Consider the following 21,568-nt stretch of genomic DNA (forward strand, 5'->3'; position numbering starts at 1 on the left):
CGCACCAGGCATTATCGCACGTATATCGATACAATCTCACAAGTATATTGCCGAATGCAAGAATAGGCGCTTGGTATTTCTCAGCACCTGTCGCCGATCCGCAAAGCCTGAAGAAACCGGCGGGAGACGCCGCCCAAACTCCCGCCCATCCCGGCCGAGTATCGTCAAAACGACAGCGTCGCAGCACCTTCCTTGATCTCGGCATGCATGGCGCTGGCACCGACGATGACGACGCCGTCGAGCAAGTCTTCCTGCGTATAACCGCGCGAGGTCACACAGGGCGGGCAAGCCCAGATCGTGCCGCCGCGCTGCTGGAAATTCTCGATCAGGCTCGACAGCGGATCGAGCGGCGGCACATGCGTCATGCGCTGGCCGCCCTTGCGCACCAGGTCGATCCCGGTGCTGGTGAGGAACACCGAGACCTTCAGCCCGGCGGTGATGCCGCCATTGGCAATGGTGAAGGCGACGGAGGAAAGTTCGGATTCGATGCCTGTGGTGACGAGCACGACCAGTTTGTCGCTTTGGGTTTGCATAGTATTCTCCCGTTTGTCAGGGTGAACAGCGTTCACCCGGTTTGAACGAGCTGATGATAGGAGGGTGCGCGGGGCGCGTATTTGGCCGGAATGCGTGAAGCCTTGTCCGAAAATCCAGGCGCTGCGGGTGTCGCGCGTGACGACGTGCTGTCGGCGCTGCTGTCGACGATCCGCCTGTCGGGATCACTGCAGTTCTGCTTCATGCCGACGGGCGACTGGCAGACCGATGCCACGCCGGCCTTGGCGAGCCTTTCGGCGAAGGCTTCGGGCACGATGCCGTTTCACATCGTTGTGGAGGGCCGCTGCTGGCTGAAGACGGAAGGTGAAGAGGCCGATCTCGAGGCCGGCGACGTGCTGGTCTTTCCCTTCGGCACCGGACATCAGCTCGGCGCGGGAAGAGACGGCAAGCTGGTGCTGCCGACCCGCGACCTGCCGCAAAAGCCGTGGCGTGAGATTCCCGTGCTGCGCTACGGCGAGGCGGTGCAAGGCGTGCGGCTGCTCTGCGGCTATCTGCAATGGGACGGGCTGAGCTTTGCGCCGCTGCGTCAGGCGCTGCCCAGGCTGATCCATGTCAGGACACGGGCCGCCAATGACGGCGACTGGCTGCGCGCCACCATCCGCCAGATGGTCGAGGAGGTCGACAGGCCGCGCGCCGGCGGCGTCTCGATGCTGCCGCGGCTGACCGAAATCATCTTCATCGAGATCCTGCGCCATCAGATCATGATGGCCGAGTCGCGTTCCGTCGGCTGGCTGGCAGCGCTTGGCGACCCCGCGCTCTCGCGCTGCCTCTCCCTCATTCATGGCGATCCCAAACGCGACTGGTCGCTGGAGCAACTGGCGGCGGCCTCTGGCCTCTCGCGCAGCGCCCTCGCCGATCGCTTCCAGACGGTGCTCTCGACCTCGCCGATCCGCTATATCAGGGACTGGCGGCTCTACCTCGCAAGCGTGGCGCTCGCCACCACAAGCCAGCCGATCGCGGCGATCGCTTACGAGGCCGGCTATGCCACCGAAGCCGCCTTCAACCGCGCCTTCTCCCGCGCCTTCGCCACCCCGCCGGCCGCCTGGCGGGCGATGTCGCGGGCGTAGAGGGTGATCGGCTCAATAAGCGCCGTTGCTCAAGAGAGGTTGGTAGGGAGAAGCCACGACATCCATGGGTGGAAAAAATCAAGGGATGCGCTAATTAGAAACACCATCAAAATTTGGAGCGAGCCTTGGATTCCGAATCCCCTCAGCCACTCACAGCTCGCTTTCCTGTCGGTGGCGGAGAAATTGGCCGGCTGATCCAGACCCGCGACTGGAGCAAAACGCCGCTCGGTCCTCTCGACCTCTGGCCGCAAAGTCTGAAGACGGCCACCAATATGCTCTTGCTTTCACCCGTGCCAATCGTTCTTCTATGGGGCGAAGACGGCGTGATGATCTATAACGACGCCTACTCCGTGTTCGCAGGCAGCCGTCATCCGGATCTTCTCGGTTCGAAGGTCCGCGAGGGCTGGAGCGAAATTGCCGACTTTAATGACAATGTGATGAAGGTCGGACTGTCAGGGAAAACACTCGCCTACGAGAATCAGGAGTTGACGTTGTTGCGCCACGGCAGTCCGGCTCCTGCCTGGATGAACCTCGACTATTCGCCAGTCCTCGACGAAAGCGGAAAACCCGCCGGCGTCATCGCGATCGTCGTCGAAACCACGAAAAGCGTCCTTGCCCAGCGTCGGCTGCGCGAGAGCGAAGAGAGGTTCAGGGCGTTCACGACTGCGACGACCGACATCGTCTACCGTATGAGCGCCGACTGGAAGGAGATGCAGCAGCTCGACGGTCGCAATGTTCTCGCAGACACGGCCAATCCAACTGTCGCGTGGCAGGAGGCCTATCTGTTTCCCGAGGACATTCCCGCGATCCAGGCGGTAATCGACGAGGCCATCGCAAGCAAGGGTGTTTTCGAATGTGAGCATCGCGTCCGGCGGGCCGACGGCAGTACCGGCTGGGTGCTGTCACGAGCGGTTCCAGTCTTGAATGACGGCGGCGCTATCGTCGAATGGTTTGGGGCCGCGACCGATATCACCGAGCGGCGACGCAAGCAGCAACAGCTGGAACTTATCGTTCATGAGCTCAACCATCGCGTTAAGAACAATCTGGCGATGGTGCAGGCTTTTGCGTACCGCACCTTCCGCGATGCTGAAGACATCCCTCGTGCACTGGACAGTTTCACGGCGCGGCTGGTGTCGCTCGGCCGTGCCAATGATCTGTTGACAGGCGAACTGTGGAGCAGCGCGTCGTTGAAACAGACGCTCGACCAGGCGACCGTTCCGCATCGGCCGGACGGCGAGCGATGGAAGCTGACCGGAGACGATATCCGGGTTTCCGCAAAAACGGCCCTGGCGCTGACCATGGCCTTTCACGAACTCGGCACAAACGCTGTCCGTCATGGCGCATGGTCGAATGATGGCGGCGCCGTCAGCGTCAAATGCTCCCTCCAAATCATCGACGACGGAACGCAACGCTACCGCATAGACTGGGACGAACATGGCGGACCGCGCGTAGAGCAGCCGAAGAGGAAGGGATTCGGCACGGTCCTCATCCAGCGCGGCCTTGCCGCGGAGACCGGAGGCAGTGTGGATATCTCGTTCGCCGAAACGGGTTTTTCCTTCCGTCTCGACGCTCCCGCAGACCGTCTGCGGAATGAATGACATGGCCAAGCGCGTCCTTGTCGTTGAAGATGAAATGACCATCGCCATGATGATCGAGGACATGCTCATGGACCTCGGTCACGAAGTGGTCGCGACAGCCGCGCGATTGCCCACGGCGCTGGAGGTTGCCGGCGACGGTAATCTTGATTTCGTCATTCTCGATGTGAACCTCGCCGGGCATCAGTCATTCCCGGTGGCGGCAGTCCTTCAGCAGCGCGGTATCCCGTTTGCCTTCGCGACCGGATATGGGCCAGCGGGTATCGATCCCGCCTTTGCCGGCCGACCGGTGCTGACCAAGCCGTTCACAACTGCCGATCTTGCCGCTGTCATCGAAACTGAAGGCTGAGATGCAAGAGGGCCGATGCCCAAGTCAAAGAGCCGCTCCAATGAGACTTGTTGTGGCGGGCGATGGCGCAGGTCTGAACTGGATCCGATCGACACCCTGATGGACGATCAGCGCGGTTGCAGGCCTGTCAATCCGAGGGCAAGCGTGATGTCGTTGATGATCCCCAGTCGCGCTTCGATCACCGCGATTTTCTCGGGCGTATCAGCACCAAAAGCCTCGATATCGATGAACAATTGCTCGCAGCCGCCTGGCGTGACCGTGCCGAACATCTGGCCGGGTTCGTCGCCTATGTTTCGCCAGCTGTGCGGCACATGTGGCGGCAGAACGACGACGGTTCCCACAGGCGCGTCGAACGCCTCGTCGCCGCATTGGAATCGATAGAGCCCGCGGATGACCCGAAAGACTTCCGTCTCCCGCGTATGCGTGTGCGGGGCCGGGCCATGACCGGGCGGTGTGAAGGTTTCCCACATCCCGAGCGCGCCGCCGGTCTCGGCGGCCGTGGCATGGATGACGATCCTCGCGCCAAAGGGCGTCCTCGCCACGCGCTCCTTGCCGGGCAAAGAGACGACGGCGTTCCTGAAACTCGACATATCCACCTCCCCCTCGATTGCATTCTTTGGGCGGAGCCCTGCGCCTCACCCTTGCGGCGCCGGCTCATTGAGCATCGCTTCGATATTGTATCCGTCGGAATCGAGAACGAAGCAGGCATAATAGTTCTCTTCATATTCCGGCCGCGGGCCGGGCGCGCCATTGTCCCGGGCGCCGGCGTCGAGCGCGGCCCGATAAAACGCCTCGACCTCCGCCCTGCTCCGAACCCGGAAGGCAACGTGCACACGCGTCAGAGGCGGCTTGTCGTCAGTGCGCTGGATTTCGAACAGACTGCCGCCGACATCAAAGGCCCAGAACACGCCCTCCTTTCCGAAGGAGAGGCGATAACCCAGAGGGTCGAAAGCGCGCTCATAGAACAGCTTGCTCTTCTCAAGGTCACTCACTGCGATGGTGATATGATCGATCATGCCGTGCCCTCCCTATCGTTCCAGCGCCCCATCATAGTCGAAATCGCCGCGGCGGAAAAAAGCGACGACTCTGATGGCGAAGGGGGAATGCTAGATCAGCAGTCCCCTGCCCCGACAGAGCGGACTCGCCCACACCCACAGCCCACCTGCCGCCGAACAGCAAAAAACCCCGCCAATCATTGACGGGGCTGTGCATGCTGAAAATCGATCGGCATTACATCCTGAGAGGAATCAATGATTGCCTTCGGTCAAAGCTTGCGCCTTGGATCCTCGCCTTGTCGACCGACAGCCGACGCGTCCGCACGGTGGAACGTTCCGACTATCGCATCGACATCAACTCCGTCATCAGCCCTGCCTTGATTTCGAGCACGGGTCGATTGACCCGGGGATGACCGATGTCCCTCAGTTGGTCGGGCGTCATGTCTGCCAATGCATTCCGTCTTGCGACGCTCCGCTGCCACTTCCTCAGGGCAGCGACGATCATTGCGACGCTGTTGGACCTGAACCAGAACAACTGTCCTTTCGGCGCGCTGATGCCGGCGTGAGTTTCCGTGTGAGCCATTTTCAGTCTCCCATTTGTGAGATTTGCAGATGGGAGGCTGACACGCGGACGTATTGCGGCTGTTCGGTTCAGCGTGAACGACCAGGAAAACTTCGACAAGCCGCCGCTAAATCGGTGTTAAATCTATCTGCCGAAATGCTATTCTGCGGTGGCGGCCGAAATCTGGGAGACGATCTGTGCGCATCAGGTTGCTGGGTGGCCTTGAAGTGACGTCCCGGGAGCACCGGCAAATCCGCTTCACCACGCGCAAGACGTCACTTCTTTTTGCTGCCCTGGCGCTTGCAGGCCGCCGTGGCCATCGCAGGGAACTGCTTTCCGAAGCCTTCTGGCCGGGACGAGGCAGTGAGCAGTCCCGCAATAGCCTGCGGCAGGCGCTGGTGGATATCAGACGATCGTTCCCGAGCGGGGGAGATGCCGCCGTCTACATCGACGGGGATCAGGAGACCGTTGCGCTGATAACAGGTCCTGATGAAACCGACATTTCGATCTTCGACCGTAAACTGGAGGCCGGCCGGACGGCCGATCTCGCCTTCGCCGCCGACCTCTACCGCGGCGAGGTGCTCGCAGGCGAGGCCATTCCGGACGGGCTGGATGAGTGGTTTGGACCCTATCGGAGCACATATCAACGCAAGGCGCTGCAGTTGGTGGAGCGGTTGAGCCTCGCGTTCTCCGAGCCGGGCTCCGCGGAAGAATCGGCTTGCGAAGGGCTCGCCGAGAGGCTGCTGGCTGTGGACCCGACCGTGGAGGCCGCCCATCGGGCGCTGATGCGGATCCACGCTCTCAGGGGTCACGAAAACGCGGCCTTGCGCCAGTTCGAAGCCTGTCGGGCGTTCTTGAGGAAGCATCTTCAGGCAGAACCCGAGGCAGAGACCTTTTCCCTGGCCGCTTCGCTGCAATCGCGCCAGGGATCCGAACATCAGCGGACGGCACCCAGCCTCGACGTGGCCTTACAGCCGCAGGTCTTCCCAGCCCCGGCGAAACATCACGACCGGCCATCGGTTGCCGTATTGCCGTTTCAGAATCTGAGCGGTGATGCGGAGCAAGAATATTTTGCCGACGGCATCGTTGAGGACATCACCATCGCGCTCGCTCAATTCCGCCACCTCTATGTCATCGCACGGAATTCGAGCTTCACCTACAAAGGTCAGGCGGTCGACATAAAGCAGGTCGGACGCGAGCTGGACGTACGCTATGTGGTCGAAGGAAGTGTGCGCCGGACGGGTGACCGCCTGCGCATTGCCGGGCAGCTCATCGATACGTCGACCGGTACACATCTTTGGGCCGATCGTTTTGACGGAACCCTGGCGAATGTCTTCGATCTTCAGGATCAGGTCGCCTCGAGCATCGTCGGCGCCATAACGCCGAAAGTGGAGGAGGCTGAGATCGAGCGCGCCAAACGCAAGCCGACCGAGAGCCTCGACGCCTACGACTACTATCTCCGCGGCCTGGCGGCCTTCGACCGGACGATCACCAACAGATCGGTCATCGACGAGGCCCTACGGCTTTTCATGAAGGCGATCGAGCGTGACCCGGAATTCGCCATAGCCCATGCCCGAGCGGCGCGCTGCTACGCCACCCGAAAGAGCAACGGCTGGATGCTCAATCCCGCAGAGGAAACCGCCGAAGCCACCCGGCTGGCCCGCAGAGCGGTCGAACTCGGCTGGGACGATGCGGTTGCGCTCACTTACGGCGGATATGTCATCGGTTATGTCGGCGGTGACCTTGACGACAGTGCGGCCTGCATCGATCGCGCAGTCTTTCTCAACCCGAACCTGGCCGCTGCGCTCGGCGTCAGCAGCTGGGTGAAGGCCTGCCTGGGCGAGCCCGATAAGGCCGTCGAACACGCAGCTCTTGCCATGCGCCTCAGCCCTTTGGATCCGCGCTTGTTCGCCTGGCAGTTCAACACCGGCCTCGCGCATTTTTGCGCTGGCCATTATGACGACGCCGCCGCTTGGGCGGGAAAATCGCTACGGCACCAGCCGAACTACCCGAGCGCCATGCGCGTGATGGCGGCGGGCCAGGCCATGGCCGGACGGCTTGCGCAAGCCGGGGAAACGATCACTCGCCTGTGCCTGATGGACCCCGCCCTCCGGCTTTCCAATCTCGCCGACGTGCTGCCACCATTCCGGCGACCGGACGATCGCAATCGATATATCGAGGCTCTCAGGATGGCGGGACTGCCGGAGTAGCTGCCGCTTCAGCGGCGTCCTCGGAACGAAGGGGCATACCGGGCTATTACCCACCCCCTATCGGCTAATTGCGAAACGATGCTGCTTCGTGCGAAATTGCCACGCGATGGATCACACGGGTGAAGTTCTCATTCTCACCGGGCCGCCGGGCTCCGGAAAAACCACGACGGCCGAGGCGCTCGCCAGCGAGCCCGGCTCGCCGAAGGTCCATCTTCATTCCGACGACTTCTGGCATTTCATCAAGAACGGCGTGATCCCGCCCTATCTGCCGGAAGCTCATGAACAGAACATCGTTGTCGTCGACGTGTTGACGAAGGCCGCGGCGGGCTATGCCGGCGGAGGCTACTTCGTCGTCGTGGACGGCATTGTCGGGCCGTGGTTCCTGGAACCGTTCCGGAAAATCGCGACACCCCTCCACTACGCGATTCTGCGTCCGCCGCTCGATGTCGCCATCCGGCGCTGCCGGGAGCGTGGCGGCGATACGCTGACCGATCCCGGCCCTATTGCAGAGCTCCATCGACAGTTCTCATCGCTGGGTGCGTTTGAGCGACATGTTCTGTCGACGGATGGGCAAGGCAGGAAAGAGACGCTGGGCGCGGTTATCGAAGCCGTGCAAAGCGGAGCCTTCCGGCTGGCGTCATGACGTCACGCCATCGGCCTTCAGCGCAAACCAGCCCTCGCCCGCCCTTTTGCAATTCGCCGTTTTCCAGTTCGTCGGGCGACATTCATGAACCCAACTCATAAGCCCATGCCGATATCACCGGCTAATCGATACCAGCCTTTGCCCTTAGGGTAGGATCAAACCTGAGGAGGACATCCGCATGATCAAACGCAAGCTCGGCCAAAGAGGCCCTGACGTTTCGGCGATCGGTTTCGGCTGCATGGGGCTGAACTATCATCGCGGGCCGGCGATGGAGCGCGGCGATGCCATTGCGCTCTTGAGGGCGGCGCATGAGCGGGGCGTGACCTTCTTCGACACGGCAGAGGCCTACGGGCCGTTCACCAACGAAGATCTCGTCGGCGAGGCGCTGGCGCCGATCCGTGATGAGGTGGTGATCGCGACGAAATTCGGCTTCAAGGATGGCCGGCCTGATGTGGGCCTGGATAGCCGGCCGGTTCGCATCCGGCAGGTTATCGAAGAAGCCCTCACGCGGCTTCGCACCGATCGCATCGATATCTTCTACCAGCATCGGGTCGACCCTGCCGTACCGATCGAAGAGGTGGCAGGCACGGTCAAGGATCTGATCGACGCCGGCAAAGTGCTGCATTTCGGCCTCTCCGAAGCCGATGCCGACTCTATCCGCCGCGCCCATGCCGTGCAGCCCGTCACCGTGTTGCAAAGCGAATATTCGCTGTGGTGGCGTAACCCGGAACGGAAAATCCTGCCCATCCTCGAAGAACTCGGCATCGGCTTCGTGCCCTATAGCCCGCTCGGCCGCGGCTTCCTCACCGGCAAGATGGATGAGAACACCAGTTTCGAAGGCGGCAACGACCACCGCAAGACCAATCCGCGCCTTTCGGCCGAAAACCGCAAGGCAAACCAGCCGGTGGTCGATGCGATCGAGGCCATTGCCGCTCGCAGAAAGGCAACCGCAGCCCAGGTCGCCATCGCCTGGCTGATGGCGCGCAAGCCTTGGATCGTCCCCATTCCCGGCACCACCAAGCTGCACCGGCTGGAAGAAAACATCGCCGCCGCCGACATCACCTTCACATCGGAAGAACTGGCCGAGATCGACGCGGTCTTCTCAGGCATCGAGGTCCACGGCGACCGTTACTCGGGAACATCGGCAGCCCGCGTCACGCGGTGAGCCGACGCCCCTCAGTCGCCGACCGCAAACCCACATGGCGCGGGATCGACCAATTCGAGCGGCGGCATCATTCCTTGAGGTCTACGGGGCGGCGTTTGACTTCGATGGCTGTGTCACGCGAGAAACCCGCAAAACCGCCCGCGAGACGCGGGCGGCTGCATCATCGTGCGGGCACCCGCCTCAAGCGCGGATGATCAAAGTTAGTCCTGGCCCTGCAGGCGGTCCATCACCTGGAGCAGTAGATCGGCGCAGGCCTTCATCGGTTCATCCTCGGCGCACTTAAGATCGATCCGGGTGTTCCCATCCTCGATCCGGAAATGTGCTGCCTTGGACGGCGGTGGCGGTGGCGGGCGATGACCACGGAAGCCCATGTCGCCACGGAAGCCGATGTCGCCTCTCCGACCATGCCAGCGGTAATCGGGGCGATCTCCCGGTCGCGCATCCGGCCCGCCCATCATCGGCCCGTCGTCATCAGGAGCAGACGAAGACGGAGGCGGAGGCGGCGAGCCGGGTTCGGCCACGGCCGGTGGAGTCCCGGCGGATGGCGGAGCGGGCGGCTGTTGGGCGAAGGCGGTGCCGGCCAGTGCGGCAAGGGCAAGGCCTGATAGGAGAAGTCGTTGCATGAGAAGCTTTCCTTTCGGAGTTATGAGGCGTGTCTGTAAACACCGCAGCGCGGCTTTGGTTCACGCCCGTCAGGGCCTATGATCGAAATCGGCAAATCGTCTGTGCGGCGGACCCTTCGGCGGACGCAGCGCTTCGGTTCGTCCGTCCTGGCGAACGAGGTAGCTTGCATGCACGAAGCCATCGTCGAAGCGTCCCTGAACGGTGACAGCTTCATCCCGGGTGACGAGGGCGCGACCCTCGCCGGCCGGGCCCGTTTCAACAAGCGCCTTGCCGCTCTCGTCCTGCAGCACGAACTTGTTGCCATAGACCTCGGCGACCTTGCCCTTGATGGTGATGAGGCTGGTGGCCGGCATGGCCGAAATCGCCACCGGCGTCAGCGGCGCCATTTCAGGCGTGGGACGCATCATCTTCACGGCGCCGGCGCCCCCGGCAGCACCGATGACAAGCGCCACGGCGGCCGCGATCACGGGGATCGCCAGCCGGCGCCGGCGGTATCCTGGCGGCATAGGCGTGGCGGCGCCTTCGGGATGTCCGTTGTCCTGGTCTTCATCAGGCATATATCTGCTCCTTGCTTCAGTAATGGCGGCAATCTAACCGCCACACCCCCTCGCCTGCCTGAACCTCTCCGTTCAGATTGAGTTAAGCTCGGCCCGATAGTTTTGGCCCGTCCCCAGAGATACCCTTCGATGAAAGCCCTGCCCCCATGCGCGTACTGCTCGTCGAAGATGACGAAGACCTCAGCGGCCGGATCGCCGCCGTGCTGCGATCGGAAAACTTCGTCGTCGATATCGCGCGCAACGGCGAGGACGCCCTCCATGCGGGGCTGACCGAACTCTTCGATGTCGCAATCCTCGACCTCGGCCTGCCGAAGATCGATGGCGTCAGCGTGCTGAAGGGCTGGCGCGAGGGCGAACGCAACCTGCCGGTTCTGGTGCTGACGGCCCGCGACGGCTGGCCGGATAAGGTCTCGAGCTTCAAGGCCGGCGCCGACGATTTCCTCGCCAAACCGTTCAAGGTGGAGGAACTGGTGCTGCGCCTGCGCGCCCTGGTGCGCCGGGCAGCCGGCCACGCCGCCGCACGGCTCGTCTGCGGCGCACTGGTCTTCGATGCGCAGCTCGGCACCTTCGAGCTCGACGGCCTGCCGCTGAAGCTGACGGCGCTGGAATGGCGGGTGCTCTCCTGTCTGATGTTGCGCAAGGAGATGATCGTTGACCGGCGCGAACTCACCGAGCGCGTCTATGACGGCGATGCCGAAGTCGACTCCAATTCCATCGAAGTCATCATCGCTCGCCTGCGCAAGAAGCTCGGAGCCGATCGGATCGAGACGGTGCGCGGCCGCGGCTATATGCTGACGGCGGCAGTGGCGCCATGAAGGCCCCGTCCCTCAAGCCAAGTTCGATCGCCGGCCGGCTGCTGATGTTTTCCGGCATCTTCGTGACGCTGGCGCTCGCTGTGGCCGCCATCGTGCTCTGGCTGGCGCTGAAAACGGTGGTGCGCGAGCAGGTCGACCAGCGTTTGGACATCCAGATCGGTGCCCTTGCCGGCGCGGTGACTCGCGACGCTGAGGGAAGGATCGCCCTCTCCACGCCGCTCGATGCGCCGCCCTTCGATCGCCCCTCCTCCGGCTGGTACTGGCAGATCGACGACGGGCGGCAACGCCTGACCTCCCGCTCCCTGATGAATGGCACGATAGACGCACCGCCGCCACGGCAGGATTTGCGTCATGTGCTGATGGGCATGCCGACATCAGGCAGCGGCGGTGATCGGGGAAGAGGGCCGCTCTATCTTCGCCAGGCGGTGCGCAGCATCGACGGCATGACGCTGACGATCACCGCGACGGCACCAGTGATCGCCCTCGTCGGTCCGGCGCTCCGCGCGCTCTTCTGGCTTGTGCCCTGTATGCTGCTGCTCGGCCTCGTGCTGATGGCCGGTACGCTCTGGCAGATCCGCTTCGGCCTGCGCCCACTGAAATCCATGGCGGCCAATATCGATGCCATCAACCGGGGCGAACGCGCCCGCCTGCCCGATGAGGCAACCGTTGAGCTTGCTCCGCTAGCGCTGAAAACCAACACGCTGCTGGCAACCAATGAGGAGAGGCTCGCGGCAACGCGCATACAGTTCGCCAACCTTGCTCATGGCCTCAAGACGCCGGTGGCGAGCCTGCTGCTGGCACTCGACGAGCAAAACGATCCACAAGGCGCGTTACGCGGCCTCGCCGCCCGGATCGATAACAGGATCAAGCATCACCTCGCCGCCGCCCGCCGGGTGATGGCCTCCTCGGACAATGTCGCCAGCACCGACGTGGCGGCCTCGGTCGCCGATCTGCACCGGGCGATCGGCCAGATTCATGCCGAACGCAAGATCGCCTTCGACACCGATATCGCCCAAGGCCTGCGGGTCGCCTGCGACGAAAGCGATGTCGAGGAAATGCTCGGCAACCTGATCGACAACGCCTTCAAATGGGCCTCCTCCCGCGTCACCCTCCGCGCCCGCCGCGACGGCCCGATCGCCCGCATCACCATCGAGGACGACGGGCCAGGGATACCGGCAGACCGGCTGGATGCTGTGTTGCTGCCGGGGGTGCGGGAGGACGAACACGTGCCGGGCAACGGCTTCGGGCTGAGCATCGTCAACGAACTTGCGGGGCTTTACGGCGGGTCTTTGGTGTTGGAGGCGAATGGGGCGGTGGGGTTGCGGAGTGTGTTGTGTTTGCCGTTGGTGGTGAGGTCGGCGGGGTAAGGTTCGGGGCTGGGTCGATGGGCGGTGACCTGGATATTGTGATCGCGGCAGAGTGACACCTGGCGCAAACTGCAAGTGTCAATCTGATAGCCGCCATCGGCGGCGCAAAGCTACCTTCGCGATCTATCCCTGAAGCGTCGTTGTCAGTTCCCGGCACAACGCTCCCTCCCTCAAAGCCGCAACCAAGCCCCTTCCCGATCATCACCACTCCTGCTGAGACGTCTTTCGCCTCGCCTCTGCCTTGTTGCTCGCGTATCCTGACGCCCGATTCGCCGTCCGCAAACGAGGGTGGGCATGAACGAAGCATCAAAGGAGAGCGCGATGACGGACGCCAAGAGCGGCATTTCTGGACTACGGCCGCATATTACAGTCATTGGCGTCGGCGGCGGTGGTGGCAATGCGATCAACAATATGATCGCGGAAAAGCTGGCGGGCGTCGAATTCGTCGCTGCGAACACGGACGCTCAGGTGCTGGCCACCTCCAAGGCGACGCGCCGCATCCAGCTTGGCGCGAATGTGACGGAGGGTCTCGGCGCCGGTTCGTTGCCGGAGGTCGGCCATGCGGCTGCCGAAGAGTCGCTCGATGAGATCATGGATCACCTGGCCGGCTCGCACATGTGCTTCGTCACCGCCGGCATGGGCGGCGGCACGGGCACGGGTGCTGCACCTGTCATCGCCCGCGCTGCGCGTGCCGCAGGCATCCTGACGGTTGGCGTCGTCACCAAGCCCTTTACCTTTGAAGGCAACCGCCGCATGCGGATGGCGGAAATCGGCATCGAGGCGCTTCGCCAGGCGGCCGATACGGTCATCGTTATTCCCAATCAAAACCTCTTCCGAATTGCTGATGCAAAAACGACGTTCGCCGATGCTTTCATGACCGCCGACCGCGTGCTCTATGCGGGCGTCGGCTGCATTACCGACCTGATCGTCAAGGAAGGCCTGATCAACCTAGATTTTGCCGACGTGAAGTCGGTCATGTCAGGCATGGGCCGCGCCATGATGGGCACTGGCGAAGCCTCCGGTGAAAGCCGCGCAATGAAGGCGGCGGAAGCGGCAATTGCCAACCCGCTTCTCGACGATATCTCGATGCGGGGCGCCAGGGGCGTACTGATCTCGATCTCCGGCGGTTCGGATATGACGCTGTTCGAAGTGGACGAAGCGGCAAGCCGCATTCGTGACGAAGTGCAGGAAGACGCCGATATCGTCGTCGGCGCGATCTTCGACCGCAGCCTCGACGGCAAGTTCCGCGTCTCGGTGGTAGCGACCGGTCTGGAAGGCAGCCCCCTGCCCGCATCCGCGCCTCACGCCGCCGAACAGATCCAGACGCGCACGCTGCAGTAAGCGCAGCGGCGCGACATATCCGAGCACGACAGCCTGCCGCGTCTTTTCAGACGCGCGGCGCTGTCGTGCTTCAATGTCCTGCGCTCCGGCGAAATCGCCGCGATCACCGGTCGTTGATCGTCGGAAGGTGCGTTTCGACCTCTACGCGGCGCTTGTCATCCAACGGCTCAATGTGCTTCTGCCAGAAGGCCTCGGCCTCCGGCGTGTCATCATCCCAGTGGCGGATCTTGACAATATTGTCATCGATTTTGGCCAGCCGTTTGCCGCCAAGCCGCAGGTATTCGTCCGCCAGTTCTTTCGATCGGGTCGTTTGCATGTCGTGCTCCTCCATAGGCGAACCGAAAGGCCGATCGTCATTACCGGGTTGGCCGGCAATCGGCATCCCCGTTATCGGCGCTTCCGCGCCTTCCTGTTAAACAGTACGGCGGGATCATGGTTCCAAATCATCGGCCGAGACCGGTCTACGCGGCCGGCTGAAGGCGTCGGCCGCCATCCATGTTCCGCACGGCCCGCCGCTCTTGCTGCCAGGACAGCCGGAGACGCCTCGTACTGGCAGGAGAGCGGCCTTGTCCGCAACGGCAAGACTGCATACGTCGGGGTGATCTCGACCGCTGCCTCGACGGCAAGTTCCGCGTCTCAGTGGTAGCGACCGGCCTGGAAGGCAGCCCGCTGCCCGCATCCGCGCCTCACGCCGCCGTTAAAGGCCCCGCCGTGAAGAGAACGGGCGGGGTCGGCATTCGAGCGGTAAGGCCCAATAGAACGCCGTGCGTCCTTTCGGACGCACAAAGGACGCTCTAACACCTGTCAATCCTCGCATCGCGCTTTCCGAAAATCGATTCCGATTTTCGGGCCGATGCGCTAGACGAACAGGACGTCCGAGATATTGTGCACCACGGAGATTTCGTCGATCCCGGTGTTGGTGATGTAGAGATTATCCGCCGCTGAATCATAGACCACGTTGGTGATCAAGTCGTCTCCCGGTATGGCGATGTTGACGTCGACCGCTGTCTTGACCCCGGTTTCAAAGTCGAAGGCCGTGCCGATATGCTCGCTGCTGGAGGAATCGCCGAAGAAGAACGTGCCGTCGACGGCAAAGCCGTAGCCGAGCCCGCCGGCCGCGAAGGTCTTGGATTCGATCGGGTTGAGCGTGTCGGGATCGATCTTGGAGACCTGCCAGGTAGCATCATCGATGCGGCCGACGACGTAAATGCCGGTCGAATCCTGCATCGTATTGACGGCCGTGTATCCACCCCAGTCGAACGTACCCGCCCCGTTCTTGCCGATAAGGCCGGGAATCGGGTCGCCCTTCTGATCGAGCGATCCGTCGGCGGCATCCCACTTTGCGAGATAGGTCTGATCGGGGAAAGGGTCCTCCTCGCCTCTCGCCTCGTTGGTTCTTCCGATGATCTCGCCGCCGCGGACCGAAAAATAGGTTCCGCCGATGTCATATTCGCCCTTGTCATAGTCGCCGAGAGAGATGGCGCCGCTGCCGTTGTCGGCTTCAAATGCGGCTGCGTTGTCGTAAATGCTCACCATGGAACCATCTGGGAAACCATGGCCGGAACTGACGTAATACTTGCCGGTTAGCGGATCGATCGCGACCCCCTGGAGTTCGTAATGGTCCAGGAAGGGGCGCACCACATCCGCCTGGGCCTCGACATGATTGGTGTTCAACGACTTCCCGTCCGTCACGCCGTCAACGGTCAAGGTGATCACGCCGGCATCCGCGTGACCGGCGCCGTCGGAGACCTTGTAATATTGGAGTTTCTCCGTGATATGCTCGCCGTCGTTGAGGCCCGCCTTTACGGCCGGATCGAGATCGTAGGTGAAGCTTCCATCGCCTGCGAAATGGAAGGTGCCGAATTCACCCGCCACGTCGGTTGTCTGCCCTTGCCCCTGACCGGCAGGAATGCTCGTGCCCTCGACCGAACGCAGGAAAAGCGTGCCCGCCTCTCCAGCGTGATCATTGGCAAGCACGTTGCCGGCCATCTCGCTTCCTTCGCGGAACGAGAAGGCGTCGTCGACCGCGACCGGCGGGCTCGTAACCCCGTGAATGTCGAGCGTGAAATGGCCGACATCCGTGTTGCCGGCGCCGTCGGAGATCTTGTAGCCGATCGTCTCCGTCAGCGTCATTCCGTCAACGAAGCCCGCCTTGGCCGCCTCGTTCAGCGTATAGGTGTAAGAGCCGTCGGCCTTGACGTGGAATGTGCCGTATTCACCCTCGATATCGGTAATCGCACCATCCTTCTTGGCAAGCACCCGCTCGCCGTCGAAGAAGTTGAGAAACATGTTGCCGGAGCCCCCGGCCAGATCATTATCCAGCAGATTGCCTGAGATCACGTCATTCTCGGAAGCGCTCCTGACATCATCGACCGCCACAGGTTTTGCAAGCACTGTCATGGATATCTCCTTCAAGATCCATTCGCCTTGGTCTATCGGGAGGAAAGCAGCTGAGATCGGGTCGGTCAATAAATTTTCTAGCAGGAGTGGTATTTTAGCTTTTCACAGCTTTGTCATGCTAGCAAGCCCGAAGCGGCGGCCAAGACCGCGGCAGATATGAATTCATTGAAATCCCCCATCCGCGCGGCTCAAATCTTGGGCGCGCCTATCCACAGAATGACTGCAGATTTGTCGGGACTGAGGCGATGAAGACCGCAATATCATCGATCGACCAATTGCCCTCGCCTCAGCCCACCAACCCCTTGATCTTCGCCGCATCCTCCACCGTCGCCGGGTTGTACACCACCATGCTGAGATCCGGCCGGCCATCCACCTGGAAGACGGAATATTCGAAAGCGAGTGGGCCGAGGATGGGGTGTTTGATGTGCTTGGCGCCCTCGCCGTGGGTGCGCACGTCGTTGTCGCGCCACATCGCCAGGAATTCGGGGCTCTTGCGGCAGAGTTCGTCGACGAGGGGCTCGACCTCGGCCGCGGCACCCGCGCGGGCGGCATCCACCCGGAAGGCGGCGACGACGAAACGGGCAACACTTTCCCAGTCATACTGGGCGGCGCGAACGCGCGGATCGAGGAAGATGAAGCGCAGCACGTTGCGCTCCTCCGGCGGCAGCGCGCCGTAATCGGTCAGAAGCACCGTCGCCGCCCTATTCCAGGCAATCACGTCCCAGATGGCGTTGCGGATCAGCGCCGCGCTCGGGTCGAGCGCATCGAGCACGCGCTGCAACCTCGGCGTCACGCCCTCTTGCCTGTGGTAGCGCACCTCGGGCGGGCGGCCGAGGCCGATGAGGAAGAGATGCTCGCGCTCGACATCGGTCAGCATCAGCGCCCGAGAGATCCGGTCGAGCACGTCGGCAGACGGCGCACCGCCGCGCCCCTGCTCCAGCCAGGTGTACCAGGTCGGGCTGATATTGGCGCGGCTCGCCACCTCCTCGCGCCGCAGACCCGGCGTGCGCCGCCGCTCCCCCGCAAAGCCGAGGGCGGCTGGATCGAGCCTGACACGGCGACCCTTCAGATAGGCGCCGAGCCGATTGTCCGAGGTGACGAATTCACCCATCCTGTTAGCCTTTATACCATGATAATGTCACTACTTTACCATGATAAAGGCAGAGCCGATATGTGTCTCCGACAAAAACTGGAGATATCAGATGCGCATATTCGTCACTGGAGCCACCGGCTGGGTCGGCTCGGCCGTCGTCGATGAATTGATCGCCGCCGGCCACAAGGTGCTCGGCCTCACCCGCTCCGACAAGGGAGCGGATCAACTGGCGGCAGCCGGTGCCGAAGTCCATCACGGCACGCTTGACGATCTGGAGAGCCTGAAGAGCGGTGCCGCTGAGGCGGACGCCGTGATCCACACGGCTTTCAACCACGATTTCTCGAAATTCGCCGAGAACTGCGCCGCCGACCGACGCGCCATCGAGGCGCTCGGCGAAGCCCACCAAGGATCCGGCCGGCCGCTGCTGGTCACGGCCGGCCTCGGCTTTGCCCCCGGCCGTGTCGGCACCGAGAAGGATCCGCCCATGCCGACGTCGGAGACCTACCCTCGCGCCTCTGAAATCACCGCGGTATCGCTTGTCGCCCGCGGCGTGCGCGCCTCCACCGTCCGGCTCCCGCCCTCGGTGCATGGCCATGGCGACCACGGCTTCGTGCCGATCCTGATCGATTTGGCCCGGCGCAAGGGCGTCTCGGCCTATATCGGCGAAGGGCAGAACCGCTGGCCGACCGTGCACCGGCTCGATGCCGCCCGTGTCTATCGCCTGGCGCTGGAGCGCGGCGCCGTCGGCGGCCCGTTCCTGGCAGTCGCGGAAGAGGGAGTTCCCTTCAGGCAGATCGCCGAGGTCATCGGCCGGCGGCTCGATGTGCCCGCCGTCTCGCTCTCACGGGAAGAAGCGGCCGAGCATTTCGGCTGGTTCGGCATGTTCGCCGGCTTCGACATCCCGACCTCGAGCGAGCATACCCGCGCACTGCTCGGCTGGCAGCCGCAACAGCCCGGCCTCCTCGCCGATATCGACCATCCGGCCTATTTCGGTGGGTAGCGTAACCGTGCCCGCATATAAAAATGGAGCATTTCCGTGACTGGAGAAAACGGAAATGCCTCCCGGTTTGGCTCGTGAGGAGAACCAGCGACAGCCCGAGCTAGTGCGACCGGCTCTCGTTCCTATCGGCGGGATCGTAATTAATGTCCCAATCCTTCTCAGGCTTTTTCTTGCCGGGCGGGTTCTTGTTTACCGTCGCATCCTCGGAGCCGGTGATGACGGTCGGCTTGGCGCTGGCGACGCCGGTGCTCTTCCGGTCGGCCCGCGACTTGGCGAACTGGCCGGTCGCGTCTTTCTCGGGGCTGGCCATGTCAATCGCCCTTCTGCTTCAGCGCATCGCCGAGATCTCTGGTCTCGGGGTCGCGATTGTTTTCGCCATGCGCGTCACGGTCGCGATCCGGATCATCCTTGGCCTTCATGTAGCCGCGAGGCTTATTCCCCCTCGGCCCTTCCCAGCGGGGTGACTGGTCGGTCGTGCCGGGGGCGCCGTCTTTCGGTGTCGTCATGCCCATGTTCGTTTCTCCATGTTGAATTCGAACAACAGGCAAAACCCTGAACTGTTCCCGCCCAGTCTCACAAATGCCAGCCAGTCGGCCGATCTTTTGCTCTCACCGAACAGCCGGCCCCGGCGGTTGGCGCAGAAAAATATGGAACAGTGTCGGCCTCCATTGACCACAGGTCGACCTCAAATATGGAGCCGAAAATGAGCAAGACCAACGCCCGTGAACTTCAGAAACGCGCCGAACAGCAGGTCAAGAACACCAGCGCCGGCGGCCACCTCGGCGGCACCTATTTCGGCCAACAGCCGGACGGAAAAACCGCCTCGGACAGCAGCAATGACAGCGCCAAGGCACGGCCCAACGACGGCAATTGAGGTCGGCAGGCTGCCGCAACGCGTGTGACCTGATGCTATCCACCATCCGATGAATCCGTCGCGCCCMGCGCGCKGGGCGCACAAACGTCCGGGACCTCCCCGTCAGGCCCGAGTACGTACGCCGCAGGCGAGGTCTCCATTGGGCTGCGTCTGCGGTGAATGCTGGTCGCGATCACAGACCGCCTCAGCTAAACAAGAAGTCGCCCGAGTTGAAATTTGTAAGCCCGCTGAGGGTGGTGATGTTGTCGAATTCAGCAACCAGCACCGCGCCGCCGGCTGAACTTGGGTTCTGATCGTAGTAGACCGCCGCATGGCCGAGATCCGTGTTGTGGAACACGAACAATGCCCCTGTGGTTATGTTGCTGTAACCATTGATGGTGCTCTGGACGGTTGCGTTCGTGACGCTCACGTCCGTTTTGACGGCAACCTCCGTTCCGGCAACATTGATCGTGCCGTTGTTTCCCACCTTCACATTGTCCACGCTTGTATTGTTGTTGCCGACGGCGAACTCGAACGTGCCGCCTCCGACGTCCAACTGGAACCTGTCCACGGTTGTGCTATTCGTCCCAGCGTTGAAGTCAGTCATATGGTTCGTGGTGGTGGCAAACTTTTGGAAAAAGAAGGTATCATTTCCCACGCCTCCGGTCAGGGTGTTGTTGCCAGCACCACCGTTTAGGGTGTCGTTGCCGTCTTGGCCGAAAAGAGTGTCGTCACCTCCGAGCCCGAACATCATATCGTTACCGCCACCGCCGTAGAGCATATCGTCGCCCGTTCCACCGGTCGGATTGTCCACCGAGTTGCCATTGCCACCGGTGATAATCGTGAACGTCTCGGTCTTTTCGAAGGCCGGGCCTATAGGATCACCGGTCTGCGTTGCCGTTACCGTCACTGAAAATGTACCGTTCGTCGATAGCGCATCCGAATGAAGCGTATTGCCGGTAATCGAAAACAAGCCCGGATTCGACTGCGAGGCAATGCTGAAGCTGAATCCACCTGCGTCGGGATCAGTCGCCGTCAGCAGCCCACTGAACTCAAAACTATTGAAGTTAACGCTATCCGCCGGAACGACAGGTGTCAGCTTAATGTCGGTCGGCGCCTGCCTAGCTGGACCATCATCTGCGCCGGTGATGGCGACGACGATGTTGTGGCTGGCCGTGCCGTCGAGCGAGCTGACGCTCAGCGTGTCGCTGACGGCGTCGCCCTGGTTGAGCGCCTGCGTCGCGGCCCGGTTATTGTCGAGCGTATAGGTCCAGCTGCCGCTGGCGGCATTGAAGGTGAAGCTGCCATAGATGCCGTTGAGGGAGGCCGGGGCGGCAAACGCCGCCTCGCCGTCGTCGACATCGCTGACCGTCAGCTTGCCGGAGGCATTCGGATCGCCGCTGCCGGCCGCACCCGCCTCGACCGTCGCCCGATCGTCGGTGACCGTCGCATCGACGACGATCGAAGCCGCATCGTTGGCGCCGGTGAGCGAGATCGAGACATTTGCCTCGCTCAGCGTGCCATTGCCGAGCCGTATCGCGTAGACGAAACTATCTTTGAGGATTTCACCGGCAGACAGCGTGTTGATATCCGCGCCCGAGCCCGCGATGCCGCTTCCATCACTAAGACGGTATTCGATCTTTCCATTATTGATCCTGACCCAATTGCCGAGCAGGGTCTTCTCCCAGGCAGATGCCCCATTCGCTCCGACGTCTTTCGCAAGAAGCTCGTAGTCGGCGGTAATTGGATTGCCATCACCGTCGTCGACCGAAAAGAGGGATTTGGCATTCCCGCCAAGATCATTCGACATGACGTCGAGGGTTATGGTTTTGGTGGCCGCATTGTAGAGCTGGAGACTGAGCAGTTGGTCTTCTGTCCAGATGTAAGAGTCATCCTTCGCCTGCGGCGTATTGGAGAAAGAAGTCGTGCTGCCGCCGCCGGTGCTTTGCGTACCCATCAAAATAACCCCCCATAATACAAAACAAGTAACCCGGCATTGATTCAAGATTAGCAAATCAGCATGACACGCCTTGAACATGCGGTCGTGCCGATATTATCGGCAACAATGCCAATATTTCTTAAATCAGAACCGGAATACTCCCCATCCCTAATAAAGTGTTAACACATATACTGTGGAATGAAAGACGATTTTCTTGCGATGGTAAATTTGTCCAGGAATTCGCTGCGAGAGACGCCGAAGTCGCAGACCTCGATCCTGACGAGCAGTGGAGTGGGATGGCGGCGCGCAAGGCGCTTGCGAAGCGCAGGCCCAAACTTTAGAGCCTTTCCGCTTTTCCTCGCTTAGGTCGGCACCGGCTGCTCCACGCCGATCATTTCATCGGGATGTTGTCCCGGATCGTCTTTCTACAACGAAGCCAAA

Annotated in this window: 23 protein-coding genes; 11 read left to right on the forward strand and 12 right to left on the reverse strand. The window is 62.0% G+C overall.

Annotation, left to right across the window (positions count from 1 at the left end; all coding sequences use genetic code 11):
- Window positions 1-164: 164 nt before the first annotated feature.
- On the reverse strand, window positions 165-533 hold the full coding sequence (locus AC1D2N_RS26575) for a DsrE family protein (RefSeq protein WP_130729171.1): 369 nt from the start codon (window positions 531-533) through the stop codon (window positions 165-167).
- Window positions 534-623: 90 nt separating this feature from the next.
- Between AC1D2N_RS26575 and AC1D2N_RS26580 the strand changes: the two genes are divergently transcribed.
- The 3 genes from AC1D2N_RS26580 (at window position 624) to AC1D2N_RS26590 (ending at window position 3,563) form a co-directional block, all read left to right on the forward strand.
- Window positions 624-1,619: an AraC family transcriptional regulator gene (locus tag AC1D2N_RS26580; protein WP_130729172.1), complete on the forward strand. Its 996-nt coding sequence runs from the start codon at window positions 624-626 to the stop codon at window positions 1,617-1,619.
- A gap of 125 nt (window positions 1,620-1,744) precedes the next feature.
- Window positions 1,745-3,217 carry a sensor histidine kinase gene (locus tag AC1D2N_RS26585; RefSeq protein ID WP_130729173.1) on the forward strand — a complete coding sequence of 491 codons (1,473 nt, stop codon included), beginning with the start codon at window positions 1,745-1,747 and terminating at the stop codon, window positions 3,215-3,217.
- Window position 3,218: 1 nt separating this feature from the next.
- Window positions 3,219-3,563 (forward strand): response regulator, encoded by a 345-nt coding sequence (locus tag AC1D2N_RS26590; protein WP_018242640.1) that lies wholly within the window; start codon window positions 3,219-3,221, stop codon window positions 3,561-3,563.
- Window positions 3,564-3,670: 107 nt separating this feature from the next.
- On the opposite strand, the gene AC1D2N_RS26595 is transcribed toward AC1D2N_RS26590, so the two are convergent.
- The 3 genes from AC1D2N_RS26595 to AC1D2N_RS26605 all read right to left on the reverse strand — a co-directional run bounded on the left by AC1D2N_RS26595 (window position 3,671) and on the right by AC1D2N_RS26605 (window position 5,141).
- Entirely contained in the window at window positions 3,671-4,153 is a 483-nt protein-coding gene (locus AC1D2N_RS26595) for a cupin domain-containing protein (RefSeq protein ID WP_018447102.1), read from the reverse strand.
- A 45-nt stretch (window positions 4,154-4,198) separates the two neighbouring features.
- Window positions 4,199-4,579 (reverse strand): VOC family protein, encoded by a 381-nt coding sequence (locus AC1D2N_RS26600; RefSeq protein ID WP_130729174.1) that lies wholly within the window; start codon window positions 4,577-4,579, stop codon window positions 4,199-4,201.
- Between the two features lie 319 nt (window positions 4,580-4,898).
- Window positions 4,899-5,141: a YjiS-like domain-containing protein gene (locus tag AC1D2N_RS26605; protein ID WP_130729175.1), complete on the reverse strand. Its 243-nt coding sequence runs from the start codon at window positions 5,139-5,141 to the stop codon at window positions 4,899-4,901.
- Between the two features lie 176 nt (window positions 5,142-5,317).
- Here AC1D2N_RS26605 and AC1D2N_RS26610 point away from each other — a divergent pair, with 176 nt between their 5' ends.
- The 3 genes from AC1D2N_RS26610 to AC1D2N_RS26620 all read left to right on the forward strand — a co-directional run bounded on the left by AC1D2N_RS26610 (window position 5,318) and on the right by AC1D2N_RS26620 (window position 9,138).
- Window positions 5,318-7,330 (forward strand): BTAD domain-containing putative transcriptional regulator, encoded by a 2,013-nt coding sequence (locus AC1D2N_RS26610; RefSeq protein WP_018242645.1) that lies wholly within the window; start codon window positions 5,318-5,320, stop codon window positions 7,328-7,330.
- A gap of 106 nt (window positions 7,331-7,436) precedes the next feature.
- The gene (locus tag AC1D2N_RS26615; RefSeq protein ID WP_477982322.1) at window positions 7,437-7,973 is read left to right on the forward strand and encodes an ATP-binding protein; all 537 of its coding nucleotides are present in this window, start codon (window positions 7,437-7,439) and stop codon (window positions 7,971-7,973) included.
- A gap of 178 nt (window positions 7,974-8,151) precedes the next feature.
- On the forward strand, window positions 8,152-9,138 hold the full coding sequence (locus AC1D2N_RS26620; RefSeq protein ID WP_130729176.1) for an aldo/keto reductase: 987 nt from the start codon (window positions 8,152-8,154) through the stop codon (window positions 9,136-9,138).
- A 200-nt stretch (window positions 9,139-9,338) separates the two neighbouring features.
- Here AC1D2N_RS26620 and AC1D2N_RS26625 read toward each other — a convergent pair whose 3' ends face one another.
- Window positions 9,339-9,761, reverse strand: a complete 423-nt coding sequence (locus tag AC1D2N_RS26625; RefSeq protein ID WP_130729177.1) for a hypothetical protein — start codon at window positions 9,759-9,761, stop codon at window positions 9,339-9,341.
- Between the two features lie 69 nt (window positions 9,762-9,830).
- Window positions 9,831-10,319: a hypothetical protein gene (locus tag AC1D2N_RS26630; RefSeq protein WP_130729178.1), complete on the reverse strand. Its 489-nt coding sequence runs from the start codon at window positions 10,317-10,319 to the stop codon at window positions 9,831-9,833.
- 146 nt (window positions 10,320-10,465) lie between these two features.
- Here AC1D2N_RS26630 and AC1D2N_RS26635 point away from each other — a divergent pair, with 146 nt between their 5' ends.
- The 3 genes from AC1D2N_RS26635 (at window position 10,466) to ftsZ (ending at window position 13,842) form a co-directional block, all read left to right on the forward strand.
- Complete coding sequence (locus AC1D2N_RS26635; RefSeq protein ID WP_130729179.1) at window positions 10,466-11,134, forward strand: response regulator transcription factor; 669 nt, start codon at window positions 10,466-10,468, stop codon at window positions 11,132-11,134.
- Entirely contained in the window at window positions 11,131-12,501 is a 1,371-nt protein-coding gene (locus AC1D2N_RS26640) for a sensor histidine kinase (protein ID WP_130729180.1), read from the forward strand. Before AC1D2N_RS26635 ends, AC1D2N_RS26640 begins: the two co-directional genes overlap by 4 nt.
- Window positions 12,502-12,822: 321 nt before the next feature.
- Window positions 12,823-13,842, forward strand: coding sequence for a cell division protein FtsZ (ftsZ, locus tag AC1D2N_RS26645; protein WP_012758070.1), 1,020 nt, complete (start codon window positions 12,823-12,825; stop codon window positions 13,840-13,842).
- Window positions 13,843-13,945: 103 nt separating this feature from the next.
- Here the strand turns inward: ftsZ and AC1D2N_RS26650 are convergent, their stop codons facing one another.
- The 3 genes from AC1D2N_RS26650 to AC1D2N_RS26660 form a co-directional block, all read right to left on the reverse strand.
- The gene (locus tag AC1D2N_RS26650) at window positions 13,946-14,224 is read right to left on the reverse strand and encodes a hypothetical protein (RefSeq protein ID WP_018074348.1); all 279 of its coding nucleotides are present in this window, start codon (window positions 14,222-14,224) and stop codon (window positions 13,946-13,948) included.
- Between the two features lie 476 nt (window positions 14,225-14,700).
- On the reverse strand, window positions 14,701-16,242 hold the full coding sequence (locus tag AC1D2N_RS26655; RefSeq protein ID WP_477982326.1) for an Ig-like domain-containing protein: 1,542 nt from the start codon (window positions 16,240-16,242) through the stop codon (window positions 14,701-14,703).
- 286 nt (window positions 16,243-16,528) lie between these two features.
- Window positions 16,529-17,353 carry a helix-turn-helix transcriptional regulator gene (locus AC1D2N_RS26660; RefSeq protein WP_130729182.1) on the reverse strand — a complete coding sequence of 275 codons (825 nt, stop codon included), beginning with the start codon at window positions 17,351-17,353 and terminating at the stop codon, window positions 16,529-16,531.
- Between the two features lie 91 nt (window positions 17,354-17,444).
- Between AC1D2N_RS26660 and AC1D2N_RS26665 the strand changes: the two genes are divergently transcribed.
- Window positions 17,445-18,335: an SDR family oxidoreductase gene (locus tag AC1D2N_RS26665; RefSeq protein WP_130729183.1), complete on the forward strand. Its 891-nt coding sequence runs from the start codon at window positions 17,445-17,447 to the stop codon at window positions 18,333-18,335.
- Between the two features lie 100 nt (window positions 18,336-18,435).
- On the opposite strand, the gene AC1D2N_RS26670 is transcribed toward AC1D2N_RS26665, so the two are convergent.
- Both AC1D2N_RS26670 and AC1D2N_RS26675 read right to left on the reverse strand, forming a co-directional pair.
- Window positions 18,436-18,645, reverse strand: coding sequence for a hypothetical protein (locus AC1D2N_RS26670; protein WP_130729184.1), 210 nt, complete (start codon window positions 18,643-18,645; stop codon window positions 18,436-18,438).
- 1 nt (window position 18,646) lies between these two features.
- Window positions 18,647-18,847: a hypothetical protein gene (locus tag AC1D2N_RS26675; protein WP_018242661.1), complete on the reverse strand. Its 201-nt coding sequence runs from the start codon at window positions 18,845-18,847 to the stop codon at window positions 18,647-18,649.
- Between the two features lie 191 nt (window positions 18,848-19,038).
- Here AC1D2N_RS26675 and AC1D2N_RS26680 point away from each other — a divergent pair, with 191 nt between their 5' ends.
- A complete protein-coding gene (locus tag AC1D2N_RS26680; protein WP_018242662.1) occupies window positions 19,039-19,209 on the forward strand; it encodes a hypothetical protein in 171 nt (56 codons plus the stop codon).
- A gap of 184 nt (window positions 19,210-19,393) precedes the next feature.
- Here AC1D2N_RS26680 and AC1D2N_RS26685 read toward each other — a convergent pair whose 3' ends face one another.
- Entirely contained in the window at window positions 19,394-21,145 is a 1,752-nt protein-coding gene (locus tag AC1D2N_RS26685; protein ID WP_477982329.1) for a VCBS domain-containing protein, read from the reverse strand.
- Between the last annotated feature and the right edge of the window lie 423 nt (window positions 21,146-21,568).

It is taken from the genome of Rhizobium sp. P1_B8 (assembly GCF_056406515.1).